The organism is Phytohabitans maris, from assembly GCF_031085175.1.
GTDB lineage: Bacteria > Actinomycetota > Actinomycetes > Mycobacteriales > Micromonosporaceae > Phytohabitans > Phytohabitans maris.
On sequence record NZ_JAVHUY010000012.1, the window covers coordinates 1 to 24853 of the forward strand.

Genomic DNA, 24853 nt, shown 5'->3' on the forward strand with positions numbered 1-24853 from the left:
CGGCGGGGTGGCCGCGGTGGCGCCGCCGGCGGGGCGCGCGGCGGCCGGGCGGGACGCGGTGGCCGGGGCGGTCAGGGCGCCGCGCGCGGTGCCGGGCCGGAACGGGGCCGGGTCGCCGTCCGCCGGGGCGGGAAGCGGCGGGCCGCCGAGTCCGAGCCGGAGGCGACCTCGCCGGAGCCCTCCAGCGCCGAGTCGCCGTCCGGTGTGGATTCCGCGGCGGAGAGTACGTCGAACGCGGAGTCGGATCGGGAGGAGACCACGTCCGGCGCCGAGTCCGCCCCGGTCCGTCCCCGCCGGCGCGGCGGCGAGGGTCGGGGCGCGGCCGGCACCGCTCGTGGCGGGTCCGGTGCGGGTCGTGGCCGCCGGGTGGTGCGGGTGCGTCCGGCCGGGAGCCCGGAGCCGAGCGGCGTGCCCTCCAGCAGCCGGGCCACCGGGTCGACCCGGTCGGCGCGGGCGGGCCGCCGGGGCGCGGCCGAGGTCGTCGGCTCCGGACCGTACGCCGGCTGGACCGTGGACGCCGTCGAGGTGCGGCCGCCGGACGGGCGGGGGGAGCCGCTCACCTACGCCGGCTACCGGGCGCCGGACCGCGCGGAGTTCGTCGCGATCGACCCGGAGACCGGCGCGCCGATCGGGTCGTTCCGGCCGGGGCCGCGGGGGGCGTGGGTGCCGATCGAACCCGCTCCGGACACCGAGATGCCTGACGCCGGGTCGGAGAGCTCGGAACTGTCCGACCTGGACAGTGACGACGTCGAGCCTCCCTCCGATATGGACGCCGGCCCGCCGGCGGCCCGGCCCGAGCCGCCTCGCGAGCCGGTCGGCAGCGACCTGGCGCTCTTCCTGACCGGAGCCGCGGCGGGCCCGAGCACGGCGCCTCGGGACGGTGCCCCCGCGCGGACCGGCGGGGACGAGACCGGCGCCGCCGAGACCGGAAGCACCGTGATGGCCACCTTCACCGACGGCTCGTACGCCATCGCGAAGCGACCGCCGGCCGGCGCCCCGGACTGGCACGCGGTCGGCGTCCGGATCTTCTGGCCGGACGGCACGCCCCGGGGCGGCTACGAGGCGCGCCGGCTGGTCCGCGCCGACCACGTCGCCGCCGCGCGGATGCACACCCACACCGACCTGCCGGGCGCCTTCCACCTCAACATCCTCTTCGCGACCGAGCAGAGCGACCGGGAACACCTGGACCTGGTCGGCCTCACCGCCGAGCCGGCCCGGCGGATCCTCCGGGACGTGTACGGCGCGCAGCTGCTCCCCGGGTCGACGCCGGACGTGCACCACTACCGGATGTCGCGGGAGGCGGCCAACCGGACCGCGCGGCAGCAGCTGGCGCGGCTCGGCTGGACCGTGCACCCCGAGGGCGAGGCCCCGGCCGTCGCGGGCGGCGGGACCGGCCTCTCCGACCGCGACGCGGACCACTTCTACCAGCTCGCCAAGAGCGTCGGCTGGGACGCCGCGGGTGAGGACCGGCTGAAGCGGGCCAGGCACCGGGTGGAGAAGGGGCTCGGCACCCGTACCCCCAGGGACAAGGCCCGCGAGTTCGTGGCGCACGTGGTCGCCGAGCACCGGGAGACCGAGCCGGTCCAGCGGGCCCTCGACCAGCTCGACCTCGGCGGGCACCGGCTGTACCGGGCCACGGTCAAGGGGCGGCCGGTCGTGCTCCGGGCCCGGGTGGACGGCGCCGGGCACGTGGTCAGCGCCCGGCCGGCGACCCGGCTCGACGAGGAACTGCGCGGCCACGACCACGACTCGGTCCTGGCCGAGCTGCTCGGCGCGGGCGGCTGGACGGTGCGGGCCGGCCACGCCAGCACCGTCGACCCGGACGCGCGGCGGATCACCCTCGACTTCCACAGCACCGCCGCCTGGACCACGCTGGCCGCGGCGCACGCGATCGCGACCGGCCCGGACGCCCCGCCGCACCTCGCGATGGAGTACCGGACGTTCCGCGGCGCCCAGATCCTCCCGACCCTGCGCCGGTGGGCGCACCAGCTCCAGGAGAGGCTGACCGGAGACGAGCAGGACGTATACAGCGCCCTCGGCATCGTCGCCCGGCGCACCGCCTGGGAGGCCGGGACGCCGGCCCTGCGCGGTCCGTTCCCGGTGGACCGGCCCGAGCCGGACTCGGGCTGCGCCGGCTGGTTCCTCGGCCGCACCTGGAAGGCGGCGGTCGACCCGGACCAGCCGGTCGATCACGTGCTGCGGACCATGGGACACGAGATGTTCCACAGCGAGCAGCGCGCCGTGACCGGCCAGTGGCGGGCCAACGAGACCGGCGACCCGGCCGTGCTGGCCACGTTCACCGACAACCGCGACGTCCAGCTCGACCTCTGGGACCCGCGACGCCGGCCGGCGGACGACGAGCGGTACCCGGCGGCCGCGAACCTCTGGACGTACGACCTCGACCGCCCCGAGGCGCGCGCCGTGAACCGCGTGCACAACCGCATCGCGAAGCTGGCCCGCGACGCCAACGACCGGCTGGCCGCCGCCCGCGCGACCGGGAGTCCCGGCGAGCGCCTCCTGGCCCGGTTCGAACGGGGCCAGGCCGCCGCCCGGCTGCTGGCGGCCGACGCCGACTCCCTCTACACCGCGCAGCTCATGGAGGCGCAGGCCTTCATGTACGTCGTGGACCTCGCGGCGGGCGGCTCGGTGCTGGACTGGACCCGGATGCCGGGCGCGCTCGTACCCGGCGGGATCGACGGGTACGACGTGACGCCGCTCGGCACGGCCGGCAGCTTCCTGCGCCCGGCGGGGTCCACTCTGGAGCCGCCGGAGCGGCTGTCCCATCCGGACCGCCCGCTCGTGGTGGTGCCGGTGGCCGATCCCGCCGACGCCGGCCGGGTGCTGCGCGAGCTGCGCGACCGGCTGCCGGCCGGGGCGCTGGTGGAGCCGCTGCTGCCCGAGCGGGTGACCGCGGAACGGGCGGTGGAGCTGGCCGAGGCGCTGGGCGAGGGGCACGTCCTGGCGATCGCCGCCGACCGGGTCAGCCCGGCCGGGGCGCTGGTCGACCACTTCGTGCCGTACAGCCGGGGGCACGCGCCGACGCTGCGGCCGGCGGCGCACTACCACACCGTCCACGCGACACCGCAGAGCCCGCTCGTGCGGCTGACCCGGGTCGGGCTGTACGCCGAGGGCGGCGAGCGGTACGAGCTGCTGCCCGGCTGGCACGCGGTCGTCGTAGGGGAGCGGGTGTGGATCGGGCCGGCCGGCGAGCAACCGTCCATCGAGGACGACGACCCGCCGGTGGTCATCGGCACGATGCACCGCGACACGCCGTGGACGGTCTGGCAGCACGGGCTGTGGGTGGCCCGCGACCTCGCCAGCCACCGGGGGACCACCACCGACGCCGGGTTCGTCCGGGTGCACCGGCCGGCCCCGTCGCCGCCGCCCGTGCCGGTACCGGACCCGGAGGTCGTCCACGCCGTCGACGCGCGGGACGAGGAGCTGCTCCAGCGGGCCTTCGGCGCCGGGCGGGCGGTCGACCCGGCCCGGTACCGGTACGACCCGCCGGCCGGCGACGACCAGGCCGGGCCGTCGCGGCGGGAGCTCGGCTTCACCGCGTACCACCTGGTGGACGAGCTGCTGGACCTGGCCGGCGCCGACCCGGCCGACGGCGACCCGGACCGGCTCGTCGCGGCGCTGGACGACCTGGCCGGCCGGCTCGGCGAGCCCCGGCGCGAGCTGCTGCCGGTCGCGTACGCGGCCGCCCGGGTGTACGGCCTGGGCGAGCTGACCGGGGCCCGGCTCCGCCTGGTGCACGGCGTGCTGCGCGGCCGCCACCCCCACGGCCCGCTGCCCGTCGGGGCGCCGCCCACCGGGCCCGCGCCCAGCCTCGCGTGACGCGGGCGCGGAGAACGGCGTGAACGCGATCGCCATCCGGCCCGTAGTGGAGGCGAAGCGGGCGGATTGGGGAGTGGCGTGGATCTGCGGGATCGGGTGCGCCTGCGCACCGTCTTCGCGGGCCGGCGGGAGGAGCTGGCGGCCCTGCACGCCGCCCGGCGCGACGCCGCCGGGCGGGGCCGGCTCGTCCTGGTGCGCGGGACGGCCGGCGTCGGCAAGTCGGCGTTGCTGGACGCCGCCGCGCGGGCCTGGCGCAAGGCCGGCGTACAGGTGATCCGGGTGAGCCTCGCCGGCGCGGACACCGCCGACCCGTACGGGTTCCGGCGGCTGGCCGACGCGGTGCGGGACGAGTTCGAGCGGATCGGCGAGCCGCGGCTGGCCGCCTCGCTCGGCGTGCTCGGCGGGTCGCCGGCGGGGGACGGCGCGGCGATGGGGCTGGTGCTGGCGGCGGGTACCGCGTTCGACCTGATCAGCCGGCGGCGGCCGGTGGTCCTGGTCGCCGACGACGTCGACGGGGTCACCGCGCCGGTGCTCGCGCTCGGCGCCGCCGCCCGGCCGGGCTGCCTGGTCGTGGCCGCCTGCCGGGACGGGCGGCACCCGGCGGCGGTCCAGCTCGCGGCCCGCGCCGACCTCGTGCTCGACCTGGCGCCGCTGCCCGAGGAGACGGTCGAGGCGCTGCTCACCCGGGCCCGCGGGATACCGCCGGACGGCGCGCTGCTGCCCGCGCTGCGCGGCGCGCTCGGGCCGCTGCTCGGCCACCCCGGCACGCTGCTGTCCACCCTGGACGACCTGGAACGGAGGCGGCGGCTGGCCGTGCGCGGCGGCCACCTGTGCCTGGTCGGGCCGGCGGCGCCCATCGCGCTCCCGGCCGGCCACGAGCTCGTCGCCCGGGCCCGCGCCCTCGGCCCGGCGGCGCGGTGCCTGGCCACGGCCGTCGCGGTCGCGCCGCTGCCGGTGGACGACCTGCCGGTGCTCGCCGAGGCCACCCGGGACCGGCTGGACGACTACGGCCGCGCGGCCGACCGGCTCGTCGACGCCGGCGTGCTCGTCGTCGACGCGGGCGGCCGGCTCCACCCGCGCTGCGCCGCGCTCGCCGCCCGCCTGGTGGAGGACGCCGGGCCGGCCGGGGTGGGGCGGCTGCACCGGGCCCTCGCCGCCGCGCTGCTGCGCCGGGTCGGGCACGGTGACGCGGCCGACCGGGCGGCCCTGGCCGACCACATCGCCCTGGCCGGCCGCGCGATGCCGCCGGACGGGCGCAGCGCCGCGTGGCTGTCGGCGATGGCGGACCGGTACGAGGAGGGCGGTTCCGACCGGACGATCCGGTGGCTGCGGGCCGCGCTGTGGCACGCCAGCACCGCCCCCGAGGCCGGCCCCGGGCGGAAGCGGGCGGGCCGGCGGGGCCAGGAGTGGGAGCGGACCCGCGCGCGGCTGCTGAGCCTGCTGGTCCGCGCCGGCCGGTACGACGACCTCGCCGAGGTGGTCGCTGTGGCACCGGGCGCCGGGCCGGTCCCCGGCGACCTGGCCGTCGCCGCCGCGCTCGCGGCCGTCCACAGGGGAGCGCCGCACGGCGGTACCGCCGACCCGTACGCGTGGTGGTTCGGCGAGCCGGGCGCCGCGCCGGTCCAGAGTGGAGCCGCACCGGACGGCGGGTCGGCGCTGGTGAGCGCGGCCGAGCTGGCACGGATCCGGTCGGCGCTGCGGGGCGGGGCGGAGCGGCCGGCGACCCGGGCGGACGACCGGCTGCTGGCGGCGGGCTCCGCCGGTGACCTGGTCACCGTCTTCCAGATCGTGCTCGGCCCCCGTTACGGTCCGCCGGGGAGCGGACCGCTCGCGGCGTACCGGCGGCTGCTGGACCGCTTCGCGGCCGGTGACCTGCCGGCGGTGCTCTCCGCCGCGCGGGAGGTGCGGGCCGGCGCCGGCGGCGGTCTCGTGCCCGACCTGGCCGGGCTCTTCGCGGCGGAGGCACACGCCCTGCTCGGCGACGCCAGGCAGGCGGCCGCCTGCCTGGCGGACGTGCCCGCGCGACCGTCCACAGTGGCGCTGCGCGCCTGGGTGGCGTGCGGGCTGGCCGACCGGTTCACCGGCGACACCCGCGCCGCGCTGCGCGACGGGTGGGCGGCGGTCGAGCGGCAGCGCGCCGGTGGCGGGCGGATCGGCGTCGAGCAGCTGCTGCCGAGGCTGGCCGGGCTGGCCGCCCGCGCCGGCGGGCCGGAGCTGGCCGACCGGTTGCTCGCGGAGGCGGAGCGGCTGCGCATGCGCCCCGACCCGTGGATCACCCGGGAGACCGCGCTGCTGGTCCGCGCGCTGGTGCGCCGGGATCCGGTCGCGGCGCGGGCCGGCGCCACCCTGACCCGGGGCCGCGGCCACCGGCCCGACCTCGTCGAGACCTACCTCGCGGTCGGCGCGCTGGCCGCCGAGGCCCGGCCGTGGCTGCGCCAGGCGTACGAGGCGTGCGCCGGCCTCCCCGCACCGCACCTGCGGTCCCGGGTCGTCGCGCTGATGCGCGAGCGGGACGTCCCGGTGCCCCGGGCCCGACCGCACCGCGCCGGCCTGTCCACAGTGGAGCGGCAGGTGGTCGAGATGATCCGGGACGGCCGGACCAACCGGCAGATCGCGGCCGCGCTGCGGATCAGCGAGAAGACGGTGGAGAACCACCTGACCCGGCTGTTCGCCCGCACCGGCTGCCGCTCCCGGGTGGAGCTGGCGGCGGCGAGCCTGTCCGGGCAGGCGTTGGAGGCGGTGCCGGGCGGTGCGCCGCCACCCGGGCCGGAACCCGGCACGGCGCGGCTCGGCATGGCGTCCTGACCCACCGCACCGGAGGTACCACCAGCGTGAACCAGCACAGGATCACCGTCACCCAGTCGGGGGGCGCCGGCTACCGGACGCTGACCGAGGCGCTCGCCGCCGCCACCGACGGCGCGACCATCGCCGTACGCCCCGGCAGCTACCCGGAAAACCTCGTGCTCACGAAGATCGTCACGATCACCGCGGCGGACGGTCCGGGCACGGTGCGGCTCACCCCGCCGGCCGGCGTACCGCTCATCCTGGCCGCCGAGTCCGCCGCCCTCTCCGGCCTGGCGATCCAGGCCAGCGACGCGGAGAGCCCCGCGCTCGCGCTCACCGCCGGCCAGCTCAGCGTCACCGAGTGCGAGCTGAGCGCGGCCTCGTGGGCGGCGGTCTTCGTCCGCGACCGGGGTTCGCTCACGATGCGCGGCAGCCGGGTCAGCAACCGGGTCGGGGCGGGCGTCGTGGTCACCTCGGCGACCGGCAGCGTGCTCGACGACTGCCGCATCGAGCGGCTCGGCACCTCCGGCGTCGTGGTCGCCGAGCACGGCGTGGTGCGGGTGCGCGCCTGCACGGTCCGGGACGCCAAGGGGAACGGCATCTGCCTCAACGGCCACGGCCGGATCACCATCGAGGACACCGAGGTCAGCGGGGCGGGCAAGCCGGCGCTCGCGGCCGAGCAGCAGTCCGCGGCGACGGTACGCCGGCTCACCGTCACCGGCACCAACGGCGTCGGCGTGTACCTCGCCACCACCGGCACCGCGACGCTGGAGGAGTGCACAGTGGACGGCAGCGCCGCCGACGGCGTCTTCACCGGCGAGCGGTGCGCCCCGACCCTGCGCCGCTGCCGGGTGACCGGTGCGCGGCGCACCGGCTACCGGTTCGCCGGCCGGGCCGGCGGGAAGCTGGAGTCGTGCACCGCGCACAAGGTGGCCGGCGTCGGGGTGAGCGTCGGCGACCGGGGCACCCCGGAGTTCACCGACCTGGTGGTCAGCGACTGCACCGGCGCCGGGGTGCACCTCGACGGCGGCGCCGACCCGTTCTTCCACCGGCTCCAGGTGCTCGGCTGCGACGGGGCCGCCATCGAGGCCGTCGACGGCGCGCGCGGCCGGTTCGAGAACGTCACGGTCGAGCGCGGCGGCGCCGTCGGAGTCTCGGTCAGCGGCGGTGCCCGCCCGTCGCTGAGCGGGCTGAGCCTGCGCGGCAGCGCCGCCGCGGGGGTACACGTGACCGGCGCCGCGGCCTCGCTGACCGACTGCGAGATCGCGAACGCCGGGGCCGAGGGCGTGCGGGCCGGCGCCGGCGCGGACGTCTCCCTGGTCGGCTGCCGGGTGCACGACGCGGAGGGCGCCGGCTGCCGGTTCGACCCGGAGTCGGCCGGGACGGTCACCGACTCCGAGTTCTCCGCGAACGGCGGCGACGGGATCGAGCTGCACACCGCCGACGCCGTGCGGATCACCGGCTGCACCGTACGGGACAACGGCGGCGCCGGGCTCCGCCAGGTGGTACCCGGCGGCGCGGTACGGGTCGACGCGCTGACCAGCACCCGCAACCGGCTGCCCGACGCGTACGGCTCGGTGGCCGCCGCCGCACCCGAGCCGGCCCCCGCCGCCCGTCCCGAGGGGCAGCGGGCGGCCGTCGCCCGCGGCTCGGACCCGCTGCGCGAGCTGCACTCGCTGGTCGGCCTGGACGGCGTCAAGCAGGAGGTCACCTCGCTGGTCAACCTCAACAAGATGGCCCAGCGCCGCAAGGAGGCCGGGCTCTCCGCCCCGCCGATGGCCCGGCACCTGGTCTTCGCCGGCGCGCCCGGCACCGGCAAGACGACCGTGGCCCGGCTGTACGGCGCGATCCTCGCCGAGCTGGGCGTGCTGCGCAAAGGGCATCTCGTCGAGGTCGCCCGCGCCGACCTGGTCGCGCAGATCATCGGCGGTACCGCGATCAAGACGACCGAGGCGTTCAACTCCGCGCTCGGCGGGGTGCTGTTCATCGACGAGGCGTACACGCTGAGCAGCAGCCGCGGCGGCACCGGCCCGGACTTCGGGCGGGAGGCGATCGACACGCTGGTCAAGCTGATGGAGGACCACCGCGACGACGTCGTGGTGATCGCCGCCGGCTACTCCGCCGAGATGGAACGCTTCCTGGCCGCCAACCCGGGCATGGAGTCCCGGTTCAGCCGGACCATCGAGTTCGTCAACTACACCCCGGCGGAGCTGGTGACCATCGTGGAGAACCACTGCGCCCGCCACGACTACCGGCTCGACGAGGCCGCCGGCACCGCCCTGCTGGCGTACTTCGACGAGATACCCAAGGACGGCACGTTCGGCAACGGGCGCGAGGCCCGCAAGGTCTTCGAGCGGATGGCCGACCGGCAGGCCTCCCGGCTCGCGGTCGCCCCGGACGTGGGCGCGGCCGAGCTGGCCCTGCTCACGGTCGAGGACCTGCCGTTCGCCCCGGCCAAGGGGACCGGCCGGTGAGCCGCCCCACCCAGAGCCCGCCGGTCACGGTGATCGCCGGGCCGGCCGGCATCGGGCGTACGACGGCGCTGGACCGGCTCCGCGCGGCGGCGGGGGAGCAGGGGGCGCCCACGGTCGGCCTGCGCCTGGCCCAGCCGGAGAGCGGGCTCCCCTTTCACCTGAGCTACCGGCTGGCGAGCGAGCTCAGCGCGCTGCCCGGATCCACAGTGGACCACTCAAGGGCCGGTCGTACGCCGGTGGAGCGGCAGGCGGCGGCGCTGGCCGCGACCCTGGCCGCGCAGCCGGGCCTGACCGTCTTCCTCGACGACGCGCAGTGGATCGACGAGGGGTCGCTGGCCGTGCTGGACCGGGCGGTCCGGGTGCTGCCGGAGTCCGCGGCCCGGCTGGTCTGCGCGGTACGGACGCCAGTGGTCGCCGGGCCGGCCGCGGCCGCTCGCGCGCTGCTGGACCGGCTCCGCGCGGACGGGCTCGCCCGGGTGGTCACCCTCCGGCCACTGTCCACGGTGGAGACCGACGGGGTGGTGGCCGAGCTGGTCCGGGCCCGGCCGCACCCGTCGTACAGCCGCTACCTGCACCAGGTCAGCCGGGGCGTACCGGCGGCGCTGCGCGCGGCGGTGGAGGGCCACCGGCGGTCCGGGACGCTGCGCGTGGTCGAGCACCGGGCCCACCTCGCCGGCGCCGAACCCGCGCTCGACCTGCCCGAGGGCGACGACCTGTTCGCGCCGATCCGGGCCCTCCCGGCGCCGGCCTGGCCGGTGGCGAAGGCGGTCGCGGTGCTGTACCCGCTGGACGGCCCGGTGCCGGACCTGGCCGCCACCGCGCTCGACCTGCCGCCCGAGCGGGTCGCCCAGGCGCTGGCCGACCTCGTCGAGGCGCGGGTGCTGCGGGCCCGCCGGACCGGTGGGCAGCCCTCGTGGCGCTTCGTGATCCCGCTGCTCGCGCCGGCGCTCCGGGCCCACCTCGGCCCGTTCGAGCGGCGCAGCCTCGCCCGCGCCGCCGTCGACGCGCTCTGGACCGGAGCCGCCCGCTGCCCCGACCGCGCGTACCTGGCCGACCGGCTGGCGGAGGCGGGCCGGTTCGTCGACAGTGGACGCGCCCGGCACGAGCTGGTGACCCACGGCGCCTCGGCCGCGGTCGCCGACGGGCCGGCCGCGGTCCGCTGGCTCTCCGCCGCCGCGGAGCTCACCCCCGAGCGGGGCGAACGGGCCCGGGTAGTGCTCGCCCGGGCCACCACCCACGCCCTGCGCGGCGACTTTCCGGCCGCGCTCCGGGACGCCCGGCTGCTGCTCCAGGAGCACCCCGCCGACCTGACCCCGGACGGCTGGGCGCAGGCCCTCCAGGTGTACGTGACCGGCCTGCGCGGCACCGGCGACGTCGCCGCCGTGGAACGGGTCGCCGCCGGCACCGACCGGCTCCCCGGCCCCGCCGCGCCGGCCGCCGCCGCCCGCGCCGCCGCACTGTCCATGCTGGACTGTCCACTCGAGGCCGAGCGGCTGCTGGCCGGTGCCGCCCCGCTCCCAGGCACCGTGCCGTTGCCCCGTGCCGCGCCCGATGGGGCCTTCCCAGACGCGGCGGGCTTCCCGGACGTTGCGGCGTTCCCGGACGCGGCGGCCTTCCCCGACGCGGCGGCGCGAGCGGCGGGTGCCGCGGCGGAAGCGGCGGGCGGCGTGCCGGAAGCGGTGGCGGTCGTCGCGGCGACCACGACGGCGCTGCTGGGCCGCCCGCAGCCGCTGCGCACCCTCGCCGACCGGCCCGGCGAGCCGTCGCCCTGGCTGGTCGCCACGCAGGTCCGCGCCCTGGCGATGCTCGGCGACGCCGGCCCCGCCGAGCGGCTGCTCAGCGACCGCGGGCTCACCGCCGCCCGGCTGCCCGAGCTGGACCAGGCGCTGCTGGCCTTCCGGCACGGCCGCTGGGACGAGGCGCTCGACCTGGCCCGGCTCGGCCTCGCGGCCGGCACCTTCACCGGGTACCAGCCGGGGTACGCCGCCCTGTGCCACGCCGCCGCGGTCATCCAGCTCGGCCGGGGCCGCCCCGCCCGGGCACGGGCGCCGCTCGCCGCCGCGCGGGCCGGCCGGGCCGCCCTGCCGCACCTGCTCGACCTCGCCGAAGCGGAGATCGACCTGGTCCTCGGCGCCGCCGACGCGGCCGCGGCGCGGGTCACCGCCGGCCTGGCCGGCGCGGCCGCCTCCGGTGCCGTGCCGGGCACGGAGGAGCTGTGGCTGCTCCACGCCGAGCTGGCGGCGGCGCGCGGCGACCGGGACGGGGCCGGGCGTGGCGTCGTGGAGACCGGGCGGCTGGCGGCGGCGACCGGCTCGGCGTACACCGCCGTGCACCACCTCCTGGCCCGGGTCGCCGCCGACCGCGACCCCGCCGCCGGGGCCGAGGCGGTCCAGCTCGCGCGCCGGCTCGACCAGCCGTTCCTGCTGGCCCGCACGCTGCACCGGGCGGTAGCCGCGGGTGGCGACGCCGGCCGCCTGCTCGGCGAGGCGTACGAGCTGTACGGCGCGCTCGACGCCGGGCTGCACCGCTGCTGGGTACGCAACCTGATGCGCGCCCACGACGTGCCGGTGCCCGGCCGGGCGGAGACCGTCGTCGAGAACGAGCGGCTGCTGGCCACGCTCGTCGCCGAAGGGGCCTCCAACCGGGAGCTCGCCACGGTGCTGCGCACCAGCGAGAAGAGCGTGGAGGGGCGGCTGAGCCGGCTGTTCGCCCGGGCCGGGTGCCGGTCCAGAGTGGAGCTGGCGACCGCGGTGCTCACCGGCGAGTACGGGACGGGATGGGGAAGCTGATGCGGGATCCTTCGACCGGTCGGCCCGCGGACGGCTCCGGTACGCCGCCGGACCCGGCCGGCTGGATGGCGGCGCTGACGCCCGGCTCCGCCCCGCCCGCCGCCGAGGCCGGCCCGCGCCCCGGCAGGCGCGGTGTCCTGCTGGGTGTCGCGGTCGCCGCCGTGCTCTGCGTCGCGGCCGGCTCGGCGTACCTGGTGAGCGGCGGTGACGAGCGGCCGGCCGCCACCGCCACACCGTCGCCGGCGGACGCGGCACCCGCCGCGGCCACCCCGCTCGCCGTCCCCGAGGAGTCGGCGCCGGCACCGACCGTCGCCACCTCGAAACCCGTGTCGCCGCGCCCGTCCAAGCCGGCCGCGTCCCGGCCCACCGCGCCCAGGACCACCCGGCCCGCGGTCACCGGCCGGTCGAACCCGTCCCGGACGAACCTCGCCCGCGGCCGCCCGGTCCGGGCCTCCAGTGTGGAGGGTCGGCCCTGGGCGCCGGCGAACGCGGTCGACGGCAGCACCCGGACCCGCTGGTCCAGCGCGTTCAGCGATCCACAGTGGATATCGGTGGACCTCGGCGCGAACTGGCGGGTCGGCGAGGTCGTCCTCGCCTGGCAGCACGCGCACGCCACCCGGTACCAGGTCGACGTCTCGCTCGACGGCCGTCGCTGGTCCACTGTGTACGCCACCCGTGGCGGGCGGGAGGGCACGGTGCGGATCGACACGGGCCCGGTGGTCGCCCGCCACGTCCGGGTGCTCGGCCTGGCCCGGTCCAACCAGTACGGGTACTCGCTGTGGGAGCTCGAGGTGCGCTGAGCCTAGCCGAAGCGGCGCCAGCCGCGGCCGTTCGGCTCGAAGACCCGGGTGATCGGCACCTGCCCGAACGCGCGGCGGGGCAGGATCAGCTCCACCCCGCTGGCCCGCAGGTCGGGCAGGCGCGACCGGACCGGCGCGAGCGGCGTGAGCCGGTCCGCGGTGGCCGCCACGTCGATCGCGTACCCGGGCTCGACCCGGAAGCGCACCAGCCGGTGCCCCGGGCGTACCGGCGGGCGGCGGGTGTGGATCGGGAGGAAGTCGGTGACCGGCGGCCCGGACACCACCGCGTACGCGGTCCGGGCCAGGCGGGGCCAGCGCACGACGTCGTCGGGGAGGCCGTCGGTGCCGTGCCGGGCGCCGGTGCAGCGGAGGGTGAGCGGGATCGCCGGTACCGCCCCGGCGGAGGTGACCTCGCCGGCACCGTCCACTCTGTACCCCTCGACCAGGCGGGTGCCGTCGAGCCAGCCGCCGGGCAGCAGGTAGGCGCCGGGTACGCCGGCCAGGTGCCGCAGCTCGTCGGGGAGGTGCCCGGCGGCCAGGGTGAGGTCCACCGCCGCGCCGCGCTCCACCCGTACCGCGACGACGTGGGCGCCGGAGCGGGCCGCCCGCTCGGCGTCCGGCCAGCCGACCAGGAAGAGCTCGGCGCTGGGCAGCCCTTCGACGGCGACCCGCTCCGGCGGCCAGGCACACCCGACGAAGAGCCGCACCGGCGCCGGGTTCACGTACGGCCGCTCGGGGAGCCACCGGAGCCCGTGCCAGCGGGCCGGCGGCACCGGCTGTTCATCCACTGTGTACCTCCGCGGTCGGCCCCGTCCAATCTCCTTCACGACGGTTACGCGCGCCGACCGGTTCAGGATCACCGTGAACAACCGCCGGCCCCGCAACGTATTGAGGAGGGTGCACGGGGTGGGACGGACGAGAAAGGCGGCGCGCCGGATGCGACAGGTGGAGGACGTCAGCGAAGCGGCGATGCCGCCCGAGTACGCCACGGAGGCGGCCGACCGCAGCCGCGCCGCGGCGGCCGAGATCGAGCGCCGGCTCGGACAGCTCGGGCGGTACCTCGCCGGCCTCGACCCGGACGGGTTGGACCTGCCCACGGCGCGGTTCGACGCGCTGCTGACCGCGTACGACGTGTACACGCGGATGCTCACCGACGCGCTCGACGACATCGCCGCGGCGCTGGACCGCCGGTCCACACCGGAGGGTCCGCCGGTCCCGCCCGCGGCGGTGGTCGCCGGTACGGCCAGCCAGGTGCTCGCCGAGCTGGAGTCCCTCAAGCGGGTGCTGGAGCCCCTCGCCGGCACCCCGGCCGGGGCGGAGCCGTGGCTGGGCCCGACGGACGAGTGGACCATCGCCACGGACGGGCTCTTCGGGCCGACCGGCGTGCTGGGCGTCATCGTCCGCGCTTCCGGCGCCGCCTGGCCCGATCAGCGCGTGGCCGCCTGGAGCGCCTGACCGGGTGGGCCTGGGTCCGGCTGGGTCCTTCGGCTCAGGCGTCCCGGTGGGGCGCTTCACTACCGTCCGTCGCTAACCGCGGGTGGGACGCGGGGACGGACGGAGGGCGCGGGATGAGTGTTCGCGAGGCCGGACTGACCACGGTGGACCCCCACCTCGAGCGCCGGATGCGTGCGCTCGTGGCGGCGAACGGCCAGCCGCTGTTCTACTTCCTGCTCCGGCTGACCCACGGCCAGTACGAGCTGGCCGAGGACCTGCTGCAGGAGACGATGCTGCGGGCCTGGCGCAACCTGGCCGAGCTGCCGGCCGAGCCCCCCACCGTACGCCGCTGGCTGTTCACCGTGGCCCGGCACCTGGCGGTCGACTCGGCCCGGGCCCGGCAGGCCCGCCCGCCGGAGGTGTACGGCGTCGACCTGAGCTGGGTGCGCGCGCCGGACGACGCGGTGGACGGGCTGCTCGACCGGTTCGCGGTGGTGGACGCGTTGCGCGGCCTCACCGCCGAGCAGCGGGCCGTGCTGGTCGAGCTCTACTTCGGCGGCGCCTCCGTGGCGGAGGTGGCTGCCCGGATCGGCATCCCGGAAGGGACCGTGCGGTCCCGCTCCTTCTACGCCCTGCGCGCCGCGCGCGGCCACCTGGAAAGCGCCGCCGGGAGCCACGCCGGCAGCGCCGTCCGCAACCACCTGGACGGCGGCGCCCGGGGCCATGCCGACAGTGCCGCCCGCGGCCGCGCCGAGAGCGCCGCTCATGGCTACCACGACGGCGCCGGGTCCGGGGGCCGTGGCGCGGTCTCCGGCTGTTTCGCCCGCGCCGCCTCGCGCAGCGCCCAGGTCACGGCCGCCACCGCGACGGGGGAGAGCCAGCCCAGCCCTTCGGCGACGGCGTAGACGGCGCGGACCAGGTCCGCCGGCTCGAAGTGGCCGTAGACGAGGCAGCCCCGCACCGGCGCGCGCAGCAGCGCCGTGATGGCGCGGCGCTCGGTCGCGAACGTCAGCGCGATCACCAGCGACCACCGGGCCAGGGTGTGCATCACGTCGGTACCGGCCGGCAGCACCCGCTCGTCGAGCAGGGTCACGGTCGGCCGCAGCCGGTGCGCCAGCGCCAGCCCCTCGTCGCGGTCGCCGGTGAGCCCGACCACCCGTACCCGGCCGGAGGCGTCCAGCATGGCGCGCATCGCCACCCGCTCGGGCGGGTCCGGGTGCACGATCAATACGCTGATCACGGCCGCTCCTCGCTCCGCCGCGGTGGCGGGCGGCTCCCCGCCCCACCCCCAGTACGACGGCTGGCCGGTCCGCTGCGTTCAACGCCCCGACCAGCGCACCACCGCCTCGGTGCGGTTGGCGGCCTGGAGCTTGGTGAAGATGTGGTGGAGGTGGTTCTTGACCGTCTTCTCGGTCAGCAGCAGGCGCCGCGCGATCGCCGCGTTCGAGTGGCCGGCGCAGAGCAGCTCGATGACCTCCTCCTCGCGCGGCGTCAGGCCGAAGGCGCGCCGCCGCTGCCGTACGTCGCCGGCGCGGGCGGCCTGGTCGCGCAGCGCCGCGATGGTGACCGAGGCGCCGCGGGGCGAGAGCCAGCCCTGGCCGGCCGCCACCGCCCGGACCGCGCGGAGCAGTTCGGGCGGCTCGAACTCGCCGTGTACCAGGTAGCCGCTGGCGCCGCCGCGCAGCATCGCGCTGATGAGCTCCTCGGCGGCGTCGCTGGTCAGTACCAGCACGGCGGTGTGCTCGGCGAGCCGGCCGACCACGCTGAGCCCGTCGGCGACCGGCATGCGGTGGTCGAGCAGGGTCACGTGCGGGTGCAGGCGCTGCGCGGCGGTCACGGCGGTCCGCCCGTCCGGGGCCTCGCCGACCACCTGTACCTCGTCGGCGCCGGCGAGGTAGCCGCGCAGTGCCCCGCGCACGATCGGGTTGTCGTCGACGATCAGTACGTCGATCACCGGGTCACCGCCCACCGCTGGCGCGCGGCGGCGACCGGGGCGCCGGGCAGCGGCACCCGGGCGACCACCGTCGTGCCCACGCCGGCGACCGAGTCGACCCGCAGGGTGCCACCGGCCGCCTGGGCCCGCTCGACCATCCCGACGATGCCGAACCGCCCCGCGGCCGACAGGTGGGACAGCTCGCCGGGCATCGCGAAGCCGGCGCCGTCGTCGTGGACGGTGAGCTCCACGGCGCCGTCCGGCGTGTGGAGGCCGACCTGGACCAGGGTCGCGCGCGCGTGCCGGGACACGTTGTGCAGCGCCTCGTCCAGGATCCGGGTGAGCTCGTACCGGGCCGCGAGCGGAGGCTCCACGGTGGACACCTCGACCCGTACCGGGATGCCGGTGCCGTCCGACCACACTCGGCAGACCCGCTCGACGCTCTCCGCGAAGGGCCGGTCCGGCACGTCCAGGCGCAGGGCGGTGAGCAGCTCGCGGGCCTCCCGTACCGCGGCGTCGGTCCCCTCCGAGACGGTCGCGGCGAGCTGCTCGGCGAGGTCGGGCTGGCGGCGCAGCAGGGAGGGGAGCGCGACGGCGGCGAAGGAGACCCCGCGCAGCGTCTTGGAGACCGAGTCGTGCAGCTCGCGGGCGAGCCGGGCCCGTTCCGAGGCGGCCGCCGAGCGCTGGGCGGACGCCACCGCCGCCACGGAGACCTCGATGTACCGGGCCAGCGCGGCGGTCATGACCGCCGCGCCGAACCCGCAGACGATGTCGATCATCGGGAACGCGAGCACGAACGGCGCCGCGAGCGAGCTTCCGGCGCCGGCGTCCACCCGGAGCAGCTGGGTCGCCACGGCCAGGCCGAGCACCGCGTTGACGATCCACAGTGGAAACGCGCGCCGGCCCAGCAGCGCACCGGTGAGCGCGGCCCAGCCGGCGGCGTAGCAGAAGTAGGCGACCCCGCCCTCGCTGAGCACCAGTACCCCGATCATCAGGGCGGCGTCGACCACGAGGACGCCGAGCCGCCACCGGAGTACGGCCGGCCAGCGGCTCTGCACGGCGACCTGGACGGCGGTGGCCGCGGTGATCACGGCGAGCGTGCCGACCGCGCGCCCGGCGTCGACCAGCCCGAGCCCCACCACCACGGCGGCGAGGGTGACGGCGAGCCGCCCGAGCAGCAGGGCCCGGCACACGGCGGCGTACGCGACGAACCGGCTCATCGGCGGGGTCAGCTGATCGTGACTTTGTCGATGTCGGCGGCCGGGTGGTTGTCGTTGTGGAAGAGCAGGGCGACCCGGCCCGCCGGAAGGTACGCGTTGAAGGTGAAGGTCCTGGGTGTCTCCCAGCCCGCGCCGGGGGTGTCGAACGACCAGCTCCGGCCGTCCGTTGTGGACACCTGGATCTGCCGGTCGCCGTCCGACTCGTAGGTGACCGTGACGGTCCGGCTGCCCGCGCTCGGCAGGTCGAGGTAGACGGTGAGCTTGCCGAGGTACCGGACCCGGCCGCCGCCCTCGCAGGTGGCGCAGGAGGTGACGCCGGCGCCGTCGGCGAGCAGGTTTCCGGGGTCCTCGGCCTGCACGCTCACCGCGGTGAACCGCTTGACCGTCGCGGTCGGCCCGGCCGGCGTGCCGCGCGGCGACGGCGCGGCCGCGGTGTCCGGGTCGCCGGTCGGCACGGTGGGCGCGGTGAGCCGGCCCGGCTCGGCGGGCGGGGCGGTCGGACTCAGGCTCGGCCGGGGCGCGGCGCCGGCGGCCGGCGACCCCGCCTCGGCGGGCGGGCTCGACGTGCCGGGCGGCGTGGCGCCGGCCGGGAACGCGGCCGGTCTCTCGCCGGCCGGGGAGATCATCGGCGGTATCGCGATCGCCGCCAGCACGATGGCGCCGGCCAGCCCGCCGATCCCGGCCCAGTGCGGTGCGCGGAGCGAGCGAGCCGGTATCGCGGGCGGGTGAAGCAGCTGGCGGACCGGGTCGGGAGCCTCCGGGACGGGGTCAGTGGACACCGCGCTCCACCCCGCCGCGTGAACAACGAACCGGATTCGTCACCCCAGGCACGGGGAGAATCTACACAACGCTCACCGATAGCCGTCCATGGGATTGAATCTTCAACCAATCGTTACCTCGCCGACATCAGGGGCCGGCGAGGTGTCGTCGGATGGAAATTTGCCGATGTGGCAGGTCGCCGCCGTTCCGGGGGCGATCCACCGCCCGCGGCCACGGCCCGACGGTAGCTGCCCGATCGGCCACCGATCCTGAGTCGAAAGACCCAGAGCGGACCCATGAACGGGACCGCCCTCCCGCCCGTCGTGCAACGGTCAGCCTCCGGTACCCGGGACCGGAGCCACCGCCGCGACGAGGAGACGACCGCCGTGAAGAAGCCGCACCCGCGTGCCCTGGTGGCCTGGTGGAAGGGGATGAGCCGGCGCGGCGCGGCGGTCACCTCGCTGGTGCTCGCGCTCGTCTGCGTGCTGACCGGCGTGGCCGGGCGCGAGCTCGCCCTGGCCGACCCGGCCCGGACCGCGGGCCGGCCGATCGACGCCGCCATGGCCCAGACGCTCTCCCTCGCCGCGCTCTCCTGCCCGGCGCTGAGTGGCCCCCGGCTGGCCGGGCAGGTGATGGCGAACTCCGGCTTCGAGCCCGGCGCCGCCGGTGTCGCGGCGCTGCCGGCCGAGACGTTCAAGACCTGGGCGCCCTGGCCGCGGGCGGAGCCCCGGGACACCGCGGCGAGCGTCCACGCGCTCGCCCACCACATGTGCGACCTCGTCGGCCAGGTGCGGCAGGCCGGCGTCGGCGGCGACCGGTGGCGGGCCGCGCTCGCCGCGTACCGCTCGGGGACGGACGCGGTCAAGGCGGCGGCGGGCGTACCGGCCGGCGCCGCGCGGTACGTCGACCTCGTGGCCGGCTATACCGCCTGGTACGCGGACCAGGCCGTCTTCGGCGGGGCGGCCGTGGCCTCCGCCGCCGCGCCGGCACCGCCGGAGGCCGTGCCCGCGCAGTACCTCCCGGCGGTACGCGCGGCCGGCTCGGTCTGCGCGCCGGTCACTCCGGCCCGGATCGCCGCCCAGCTCATGGCCGCCTCCGGCTTCGACCCCAACCTCCGCTCCGCGGACGGCGCGATGGGCATCGCCCAGTTCCGCACGGACGCCTGGGCCGAGTACGCTCCGCCGGCCGGCTCGCCCTGGGACCCGGTGGCGGCTGTCGGGGTGCTGGGGTACGCGATGTGCGACCTGGTCGCGACGTTCGCGCCGATGGGCGGGGACAGCTACCGGTACGCGCTGGCCGCGTTCCGCCTCGGCGCCGACGCGGTGCGCGCCGCCGGCGGGGTGCCACCGGTACCGCCGGCCGTGGCGTTCGTCGACCGCGCCACCGCGCTGGTCGACTTCTACGCCGGCGTGGGCAGGGCGGCGCCGGCCGCGAGCCCGTCGCCGTCACCCACCCCCTCGGCGAGCCCGCGATCGCCGAAGCCGACCGCGCCCCCGGCCCGGCCCTCCCGGACGTCCAGCCCGTCGCCGGCCGGGCCGACCCGGTACAAGCTCCTCAACGTCCACAGTGGAAAGGCGATGACCGTGCCGAACCGGTCGAAGTCGCCGAACGAGATCATCGTGCAGCAGCCCGACAACGGCGACCCGGGCCAGCGCTGGCTGCTGGTCAAGGAGCGCGACGGCACGGTACGGGTCAAGAGCGCCTACAACGGCATGGTGCTCTCGCCGCTGGACGGCTCCACCGAGCCGTACGCCTTCGTCGCGCAGGTGCCGGACGCCAGCTCCCCGGCCACCCGGTGGCGGCTCGAGGACATCGGCGGCGGCCTCTACCAGTTCCACAACACCGGCAGCGGCCTGCTGCTGGCCCTCCAGTACATGGTGGACACCGACGGCACCCGCCTGTTTCAGCACCCGGACAACGGCACCGTCGACCACCTCTGGCGCCTGGTACCGGTGAGGTGAACATGGACAGTCCGATCAGGACGCTCGGGCGGTGGGGCCTGGCCGCCGCGCTGGGCCTGCTCGCCGCCCTCGCCCCGGCGCCGGCCCGCGCCGACGACTCCGCGTACGTCAAGTTCTACACGGTCAACACCGCGTACCAGGGTGCGCCGGAGAGCCTCGCCGGGATCGCCGAGCGCTTCCTCGGCGCCACCGACCGCGCCGACGAGGTCTTCCACCTGAACCTCGGCCGGCCGCAGCCGGACGGCGGCACGCTGACCGACCCGGCCAGGCTGCGGCCGGGCTGGCGCCTGGTGCTGCCCTGGGACGCGGTCGGCGCCGGCGTCCAGTACGGCACGCTGGCGCCCGCACCGCCCCCGGCCGCCCCGACGTCACCGCCGAAGGGGACGCCCGCGCCGCCGGCCGCGAGCGGCAAGCCGGCGCCGGGTGGCGCAGCGGTGCCGGGTGGCGCAGCGGCGCCGCAGCAGGGGGTGCGGCCGACCACCGCCCCCAGGCCGCCGGCCGCCAAGGGGTGCGCGCCGCCCAAGGCCACCCGCGCGGCCGGCCCGGACTGGGCCACCCGGCGGCTCGCCGCCGACCGGGCCTGGTCCCGCGGTCGGGGCAAGGGGCAGCTGATCGCCGTCGTGGACTCCGGTGTGGACGGTAGCCTGCCCCAGCTCGCCGGGCACGTGACGGTCGGCGTCGACGTCGTGACGGCCGGTGGGCGCGGCGACGTCGACTGCCTCGGTACCGGCACCGCGATGGCCGGGATCCTCGTCGGGCAGGGCGGCAAGGGCGGCGGGCCGGCCGGCGTGGCACCCGACGCCACCGTCCTGCCGGTGCGGCTGGTCACCGGTGCGCCCACGGCGCGCCCGGCCGACCAGGCGGCCGCGATCGGGCAGGCCACCGCCGCCGGCGCGACCGTCATCGCACTCGGCTCCTATGTGGACACCAACGAGACGGCGGTGGCCGAGGCGATCGCCGCCGCCACCGCGAACGACGTCGTCGTGGTCGCCGGCGCCGCACCGGACGGGACACCGGTGAACGCGGCGGCCGTCCTGCCCGCCGGCGGCGTGCTGCGGGTCGGTGCGGTCGGCGCCAACGGCCAGCCGGCGGTCCGGTACCGGCCGGGCGGCGTGGACGTCGTCGCGCCCGGCGTCGACGTCACCAGCCTGGGCGTGGCCGGCGCGGGCGGGTTCGTGGGCAGCGGCACCCAGTACGCGGTGGCGTACGCGGCCGGGCAGGCGGCACTGGTCCGCTCGGCGTTCCCCGACCTGGCGGCGAACCAGGTGGTGCACCGCGTCAAGGCGACCGCCCGCAAGCCCACCGACACCGCCGCCGGCGCCGGGTGGGGCCACGGGATGATCGACCCGTTCGCGTCGGTGCACACGGAGCTTCCGGACGAGCGGCCGGCGCGCGGGACGGGCCCCGCGCCGCGCGGAGTGACCGCGCCGGACCCGGTGGGCGGGCCCGGCGGCGGCCGCGTGGTGGCCCTCGTGGCCATGGCGCTGGTCATGCTGACCGCCCTGGTACTGCTGGTGTTCCGGCTCCGGCTCGTGCTTCGCGCCCGGGCCGCCCCGGTCGCCGACCCGTACCGCGAACCGGACGCCCCGGCGACGACCTGGCCGACCCTCTCCGACCTCCCGAAGAGCGACTGAGGCACGGTCGTGCCCGGCTGGTGAAACCACCGCGGAGAGCAACGCCGCGGGAACGCACCCCAAGAAAACGCTCCGCTGCGCTCCACGTTTCCCCGGGGACCCCGCGCAACGGTCCGGACCACGGCGGACGCCGCGGTAGCTCGGAATCTGGGTTTGAAACGATCCGCTAGGCTCTGCGGCCGTGAACGAGACCTCGACGGCATTGCGGGCGGCGGCGGAGCGGCTCGCGGCGGCCGCACCCGGCACGGCGGGCGCCGCGGCCGAAGCCCTGATCGCGCTCGCGGTGGCCGATCCCGACCTGCGGCAGCCGGCCGCCGACGCGATCTGCGACTGGCTGCGCGCCCCGGCCGAGCCGGACGGCGGCACGCCCGGCGAGCGCGGCGCCGTGCTCGCCCTGCTCGCCGACCGGCTGCGTCCCGGCGCGGCGGCAGCGTGGGACGGCATCGGCCTCGACCTGTCCGGGGCGACGCTCACCGACGCCGACTTCGGCGGCTGCCGGCTCGACGGCGCCGGGTTCGCCGACACCCGGTTCCACGGCATGACGGTCTTCGCCGGCGCCACCTTCGAGGACCACACCGAGTTCCAGCGCGCGGTCTTCTACGGCGACGCGCTCTTCGCCGGGGTGCGGTTCGCGGGCGACGCCGAGTTCGGCATGACCCGCTTTCGCGGGCGGGCGGAGTTCACCGGTGCGGTGTTCGGCGGGCTGGCCTGGTTCGGCCGCGGCACCGACACCTGGTGGGAGGATGACGAGGCGTGGGACACGGTCGAGGAGATCGACCCGGCGCCCTGGGACGAGCCGAACGAGGACGACCCGGAGTGGCCCGTCGCGGTCCTCATCGAGGACTACCAGTCCTGGGAGGAGGGGGGCGACGGCGCCCGCTTCGGCGCTGACGCGTCCTTTGTGGACGCCCGTTTCGAAGGCCCGGCCTGGTTCTACAACGCCCGGTTCGGGGCGGCGGCCGCGTTCACCGGTGCGCGGTTCACCGATCGGGTCCACCTCGACCAGTCCGCGGTCGACCTGACCGGCGCCCACTGGGCCGGCGGCACCGACGCCGGCGAGTCGCAGTGGCCGCTGGGCTGGACGGTGCGGCCGGCCGGCGCCGAGGGCGGCGACCTGGTGCCGGACGCCTCGGTGGCGCCGTACGCGCGGCAGCTCGCCGACCCCGACCCGACGGTCCGCTCGGCCGGGCTCCAGATCCTGGCCCAGCTCGGCGACGACCGGCCCGACCTGCGGCAGCGGGTGGTGGCGACGCTCTGCGCGTTCCTGCGCGTGCCCGTACCGTTCGACCTGCGCGCGCCGGAGCGCACCGCCGACCAGGCCGGGTGGCTGCGGCCGAGGCAGGAGGCGCAGCAGTTGCTGGCCTCGCGGCTGCGGCCCGGCCCGGGGCAGTGGAAGGACGTCGACCTGTGGCTCTGCGGCGCCACGCTGGTCGACCTCGACCTGCGCGACTGCGAAGCCGGGTACGCGGACTTCACGGGCGCCCAGTTCCACGGCACGACCCGGTTCGACGGCAGCCGGTTCGAGCGGGCGGAGTTCACCCTCGGCGGGCGGTCCGGCTGGGCCACCTTCCACGGCGACGTGGTGTTCGGCGGCGAGCCGCCCGAGGACGTGGTGTTCCACGGCGCGGTCGCCTGACCCCTCGGGCGGTCAGGGTGATCGAAGCTCCCCTCACGCCGTTGGAACGACGTCAGGGGAGCTTCGATCTAGAAGAGGCCGAGCGGCTGGTCGCTGTAGGAGACCAGCAGGTTCTTGACCTGGCTGTAGTGGTCGAGCATCATCCGGTGGTTCTCGCGGCCGATGCCGGAGATCTTGTAGCCGCCGAACGCCGCTCCCGCCGGGTACTGGTGGTAGCAGTTGGTCCACACGCGACCGGCCTTGATGCCGCGCCCCATGCGGTACGCGCGGGTGCCGTCGCGGGTCCAGACGCCGGCGCCGAGGCCGTAGAGCGTGTCGTTGGCGATGGAGAGCGCCTCCGCCTCGTCGGCGAACGAGGTCACCGCGAGCACCGGGCCGAAGATCTCCTCCTGGAACACGCGCATCCGGTTGTTTCCCTTGAGGACGGTCGGCTGGAAGTAGTACCCGCCGGCGAACTCGCCCTTGACGTCGGCGCGCTTGCCGCCGATGAGCACCTCGGCGCCCTCTTTCCGGCCGATCTCCACATAGGACTCGACCTTCTCCAGCTGCGCCGCCGAGACCTGCGGGCCGAGCTGGGTCTCGGTGTCCAGCGGGTCGCCCTGCCGGATCGCCGCGATCCGCTCGATCGCGCGGTCCATGAACTCGTCGAAGATCTCCCGCTGCACCAGCGCGCGCGACGGGCAGGTGCACACCTCGCCCTTGTTGAACGCGTACAGCACGAGCCCTTCGACCGCCTTGTCCAGGAACGCGTCGTCGTGGGCCAGCACGTCGGCGAAGAAGATGTTGGGCGACTTGCCGCCCAGCTCCACGGTGGACGGGATGAGGTTCTGCGCCGCGTACTGCATGATCAGCCGGCCGGTCGCGGTCTCCCCGGTGAACCCGACCTTCGCGATCCGCGGGTTGGCCGCGAGCGCCTTGCCGATCTCGCCGCCGGGGCCGTTCACCACGTTTATGACACCGGGCGGCACGACGCCCTCGATGACCTCCATCAGCTTCAGGATCGACCAGGGCGTCGGGGACGCCGGCTTGAGCACCGAACAGTTTCCGGCCGCCAGCGCCGGCGCGAGCTTCCAGGCCGCCATCAGCAACGGGAAGTTGAACGGGATGATCTGGCCGACCACGCCGAGCGGCTCGCGGAAGTGGTACGCCACCAGGTCCTTGTCGATCTCGGTCGAGCGCCCCTCCTCGGAGCGGGCCGCCGCGGCGAAGTAGCGGAAGTGGTCGACGACCAGCGGGATGTCGGCGCCGAGGGTCTCCCGCACCGGCTTGCCGTTCTCCCAGCTCTCCGCGACGGCGAGCATCTCCTTGTTGGCCTCGACCGCGTCGGCGACGGCGTTGAGCACCGCCGCCCGCCCGGCCGCCGACGTATCGGCCCAGCCGCCCTTGGCCGCGTGCGCCGCGTCCAGCGCCCACTCGACGTCCTCCGGCGTCGACTGGGCCACCTCCGTGATCGCGCCGGCCGTGGCCGGGCTCAGGTCGACCCGGTAGTTGCCGTGGGCCGGTGGTAGCCACTTGCCACCGATGAAGTTGTCGTAGCGGGGCTGCACCGCCACGATGCTGCCGGTCCGCCCCGGCGGGACGTACTTCATGCC

16 protein-coding genes are annotated in these 24853 nt (G+C 77.0%); 10 read left to right on the plus strand and 6 right to left on the minus strand.

The window, feature by feature from the left end:
- Positions 1-71: 71 nt before the first annotated feature.
- Positions 72-560, minus strand: a complete 489-nt coding sequence (locus RB614_RS14440; RefSeq protein ID WP_308712987.1) for a hypothetical protein — start codon at positions 558-560, stop codon at positions 72-74.
- On the opposite strand from RB614_RS14440, the gene RB614_RS14445 reads away from it, so the two are divergent.
- The 5 genes from RB614_RS14445 (at position 511) to RB614_RS14465 (ending at position 12684) form a co-directional block, all read left to right on the plus strand.
- Positions 511-3837, plus strand: a complete 3327-nt coding sequence (locus RB614_RS14445) for a hypothetical protein (protein ID WP_308712988.1) — start codon at positions 511-513, stop codon at positions 3835-3837. The two genes, RB614_RS14440 and RB614_RS14445, sit on opposite strands and share 50 nt — an antisense overlap.
- Before the next feature lie 78 nt (positions 3838-3915).
- Positions 3916-6642 (plus strand): helix-turn-helix transcriptional regulator, encoded by a 2727-nt coding sequence (locus RB614_RS14450; protein WP_308712989.1) that lies wholly within the window; start codon positions 3916-3918, stop codon positions 6640-6642.
- Between the two features lie 26 nt (positions 6643-6668).
- Complete coding sequence (locus RB614_RS14455; RefSeq protein ID WP_308712990.1) at positions 6669-9095, plus strand: right-handed parallel beta-helix repeat-containing protein; 2427 nt, start codon at positions 6669-6671, stop codon at positions 9093-9095.
- On the plus strand, positions 9092-11884 hold the full coding sequence (locus RB614_RS14460; protein WP_308712991.1) for an AAA family ATPase: 2793 nt from the start codon (positions 9092-9094) through the stop codon (positions 11882-11884). Before RB614_RS14455 ends, RB614_RS14460 begins: the two co-directional genes overlap by 4 nt.
- A complete protein-coding gene (locus RB614_RS14465) occupies positions 11884-12684 on the plus strand; it encodes a discoidin domain-containing protein (protein ID WP_308712992.1) in 801 nt (266 codons plus the stop codon). Before RB614_RS14460 ends, RB614_RS14465 begins: the two co-directional genes overlap by 1 nt.
- Before the next feature lie 2 nt (positions 12685-12686).
- On the opposite strand, the gene RB614_RS14470 is transcribed toward RB614_RS14465, so the two are convergent.
- The gene (locus tag RB614_RS14470) at positions 12687-13472 is read right to left on the minus strand and encodes a hypothetical protein (protein WP_308712993.1); all 786 of its coding nucleotides are present in this window, start codon (positions 13470-13472) and stop codon (positions 12687-12689) included.
- 148 nt (positions 13473-13620) lie between these two features.
- Between RB614_RS14470 and RB614_RS14475 the strand changes: the two genes are divergently transcribed.
- Entirely contained in the window at positions 13621-14139 is a 519-nt protein-coding gene (locus tag RB614_RS14475; RefSeq protein ID WP_308712994.1) for a hypothetical protein, read from the plus strand.
- Between the two features lie 113 nt (positions 14140-14252).
- A complete protein-coding gene (locus RB614_RS14480) occupies positions 14253-15023 on the plus strand; it encodes a sigma-70 family RNA polymerase sigma factor (protein ID WP_308712995.1) in 771 nt (256 codons plus the stop codon).
- 413 nt (positions 15024-15436) lie between these two features.
- Here the strand turns inward: RB614_RS14480 and RB614_RS14485 are convergent, their stop codons facing one another.
- The 3 genes from RB614_RS14485 to RB614_RS14495 are packed head-to-tail and all read right to left on the minus strand — an operon-like array spanning position 15437 to position 18050.
- The gene (locus tag RB614_RS14485; protein WP_308712996.1) at positions 15437-16072 is read right to left on the minus strand and encodes a response regulator; all 636 of its coding nucleotides are present in this window, start codon (positions 16070-16072) and stop codon (positions 15437-15439) included.
- On the minus strand, positions 16069-17271 hold the full coding sequence (locus RB614_RS14490) for a sensor histidine kinase (RefSeq protein WP_308712997.1): 1203 nt from the start codon (positions 17269-17271) through the stop codon (positions 16069-16071). The genes RB614_RS14485 and RB614_RS14490 overlap by 4 nt, the downstream gene beginning before the upstream one ends.
- Positions 17272-17279: 8 nt before the next feature.
- Positions 17280-18050 (minus strand): carbohydrate-binding protein, encoded by a 771-nt coding sequence (locus RB614_RS14495; RefSeq protein ID WP_308712998.1) that lies wholly within the window; start codon positions 18048-18050, stop codon positions 17280-17282.
- Between the two features lie 276 nt (positions 18051-18326).
- On the opposite strand from RB614_RS14495, the gene RB614_RS14500 reads away from it, so the two are divergent.
- The 3 genes from RB614_RS14500 (at position 18327) to RB614_RS14510 (ending at position 23261) form a co-directional block, all read left to right on the plus strand.
- Entirely contained in the window at positions 18327-19991 is a 1665-nt protein-coding gene (locus tag RB614_RS14500) for an RICIN domain-containing protein (RefSeq protein WP_308712999.1), read from the plus strand.
- Between the two features lie 2 nt (positions 19992-19993).
- Positions 19994-21625: a S8 family serine peptidase gene (locus RB614_RS14505; protein WP_308713000.1), complete on the plus strand. Its 1632-nt coding sequence runs from the start codon at positions 19994-19996 to the stop codon at positions 21623-21625.
- A gap of 181 nt (positions 21626-21806) precedes the next feature.
- A complete protein-coding gene (locus RB614_RS14510) occupies positions 21807-23261 on the plus strand; it encodes a pentapeptide repeat-containing protein (protein ID WP_308713001.1) in 1455 nt (484 codons plus the stop codon).
- Positions 23262-23329: 68 nt separating this feature from the next.
- On the opposite strand, the gene RB614_RS14515 is transcribed toward RB614_RS14510, so the two are convergent.
- A complete protein-coding gene (locus RB614_RS14515) occupies positions 23330-24850 on the minus strand; it encodes an aldehyde dehydrogenase family protein (protein WP_308713002.1) in 1521 nt (506 codons plus the stop codon).
- Between the last annotated feature and the right edge of the window lie 3 nt (positions 24851-24853).